Source organism: Sporosarcina psychrophila, from assembly GCF_001590685.1.
Classification (GTDB): domain Bacteria; phylum Bacillota; class Bacilli; order Bacillales_A; family Planococcaceae; genus Sporosarcina; species Sporosarcina psychrophila.
This window is the reverse complement of sequence record NZ_CP014616.1, coordinates 4,582,501-4,585,000: the sequence shown is the minus strand read 5'-3', so window position 1 is coordinate 4,585,000 and position 2,500 is coordinate 4,582,501. Positions and strand designations below refer to the sequence as shown.

The following is a 2,500-nucleotide window of genomic DNA, read 5'->3' as shown; positions in this document are numbered from 1 at the left end:
ACAGCCCAGACCACCAGTTAAGGTCCCCAAGTATTCGTTAAGTGGAAAAGGATGTGGCGTTGCCCAGACAACCAGGATGTTGGCTTAGAAGCAGCCATCATTTAAAGAGTGCGTAATAGCTCACTGGTCGAGTGGCGCTGCGCCGAAAATGTACCGGGGCTAAACGAATCACCGAAACTGTGGATTGACATCTTAGATGTCAGTGGTAGGAGAGCGTTCCAAGGGCGTCGAAGCTAGACCGTAAGGACTGGTGGAGCGCTTGGAAGTGAGAATGCCGGTATGAGTAGCGAAAGAAGGGTGAGAATCCCTTCCACCGAATGCCCAAGGTTTCCTGAGGAAGGCTCGTCCGCTCAGGGTTAGTCAGGACCTAAGTTGAGGCCGAAAGGCGTAGACGATGGACAACAGGTTGATATTCCTGTACCACCTCCCCGCCGTTTGAGCAATGGGGTGACGCAGTAGGATAGGGTGAGCGCGCTGTTGGTTATGCGCGTCTAAGCAGTGAGGTGTGGAATGAGGCAAATCCCGTTCCTATAACATTGAGCTGTTACAGCAAGGGGATTTATCCCTGAGTCCCTGATTTCACGCTGCCAAGAAAAGCCTCTAGCGAGGCGGGAGGTGCCTGTACCGCAAACCGACACAGGTAGGCGAGGAGAGAATCCTAAGGTGATCGAGAGAACTCTCGTTAAGGAACTCGGCAAAATGACCCCGTAACTTCGGGAGAAGGGGTGCTCTGGTAGGGTGTTAAAGCCCGAGAGAGCCGCAGTGAATAGGCCCAGGCGACTGTTTAGCAAAAACACAGGTCTCTGCAAAACCGCAAGGTGAAGTATAGGGGCTGACGCCTGCCCGGTGCTGGAAGGTTAAGAGGAGAGGTCAGCGCAAGCGAAGCTTCGAATTGAAGCCCCAGTAAACGGCGGCCGTAACTATAACGGTCCTAAGGTAGCGAAATTCCTTGTCGGGTAAGTTCCGACCCGCACGAAAGGCGTAACGATCTGGGCACTGTCTCAACGAGAGACTCGGTGAAATTATAATACCTGTGAAGATGCAGGTTACCCGCGACAGGACGGAAAGACCCCGTGGAGCTTTACTGTAACCTGATATTGAATTCCGGTGCAGCCTGTACAGGATAGGTAGGAGCCTTGGATTCCGGAGCGCTAGCTTCGGATGAGGCGTTGGTGGGATACTACCCTGGCTGTATTGGACTTCTAACCCATGCCCCTTATCGGGGCAGGAGACAGTGTCAGGCGGGCAGTTTGACTGGGGCGGTCGCCTCCTAAAGAGTAACGGAGGCGCCCAAAGGTTCCCTCAGAATGGTTGGACATCATTCGTAGAGTGCAAAGGCATAAGGGAGCTTGACTGCGAGACCTACAAGTCGAGCAGGGTCGAAAGACGGGCTTAGTGATCCGGTGGTTCCGCATGGAAGGGCCATCGCTCAACGGATAAAAGCTACCCCGGGGATAACAGGCTTATCTCCCCAAGAGTCCACATCGACGGGGAGGTTTGGCACCTCGATGTCGGCTCATCGCATCCTGGGGCTGTAGTCGGTCCCAAGGGTTGGGCTGTTCGCCCATTAAAGCGGTACGCGAGCTGGGTTCAGAACGTCGTGAGACAGTTCGGTCCCTATCCGTCGCGGGCGCAGGAAATTTGAGAGGAGCTGTCCTTAGTACGAGAGGACCGGGATGGACATACCTCTGGTGTACCAGTTGTCTTGCCAAAGGCATCGCTGGGTAGCTATGTATGGACGGGATAAATGCTGAAAGCATCTAAGCATGAAGCCCCCCTCGAGATGAGATTTCCCATTACGCAAGTAAGTAAGATCCCTCAAAGAAGATGAGGTTGATAGGTCTGGGGTGGAAGCACGGCGACGTGTGGAGCTGACGGATACTAATCGATCGAGGACTTAACCAATTTTGAAAAGGGCTTGATTACCCTGATTCGTGTAGCACAATGTCTGTTTTATTCAGTTTTGAGCGAATAAGTACCGTTCATAAAAAAAGTACTTGCAATTATATTGCCTATATGATATAATGAATAATGTCTCTTGAGAAAGATGACAAAAGTCTGGTGACGATTGCGAAGAGGTCACACCCGTTCCCATCCCGAACACGGAAGTTAAGCTCTTCAGCGCCGATGGTAGTTGGGGGTTTCCCCCTGTGAGAGTAGGACGTCGCCGGGCTTGTACATTCATTACATAGATGTTCAAAAGGACAAGTAGTTTATTATTGTCTAACTTATACCCAGGAGGATTAGCTCAGCTGGGAGAGCACCTGCCTTACAAGCAGGGGGTCGGCGGTTCGAGCCCGTCATCCTCCACCATATTATTTTATAGCGAAATTTATTAGCCGGAGTAGCTCAACTGGTAGAGCAACTGACTTGTAATCAGTAGGTTGAGGGTTCAAGTCCTTTCTCCGGCACCACTTTTCGAGCCATTAGCTCAGTTGGTAGAGCATCTGACTTTTAATCAGAGGGTCGCAGGTTCGAATCCTGCATGGCTCACCATTTT

At 51.6% G+C, this 2,500-nt stretch carries 3 tRNA genes and 2 rRNA genes (1 of these 5 cut by a window edge); all 5 read left to right on the top strand.

The annotated features are described in order from the left end of the window. Window positions 1–1,905, top strand: a 23S ribosomal RNA gene (locus AZE41_RS21545); it begins 1,026 nt to the left of the window's first position. Window positions 1,906–2,057: 152 nt separating this feature from the next. Beyond that, window positions 2,058–2,173, top strand: a 5S ribosomal RNA gene (gene rrf, locus AZE41_RS21540). Window positions 2,174–2,237: 64 nt separating this feature from the next. Continuing rightward, a tRNA-Val gene (locus tag AZE41_RS21535) sits at window positions 2,238–2,313 on the top strand. 25 nt (window positions 2,314–2,338) lie between these two features. Further along, window positions 2,339–2,414 (top strand) — tRNA-Thr (locus AZE41_RS21530). Between the two features lie 6 nt (window positions 2,415–2,420). Continuing rightward, window positions 2,421–2,496, top strand: a tRNA-Lys gene (locus AZE41_RS21525). Window positions 2,497–2,500: the final 4 nt, after the last annotated feature.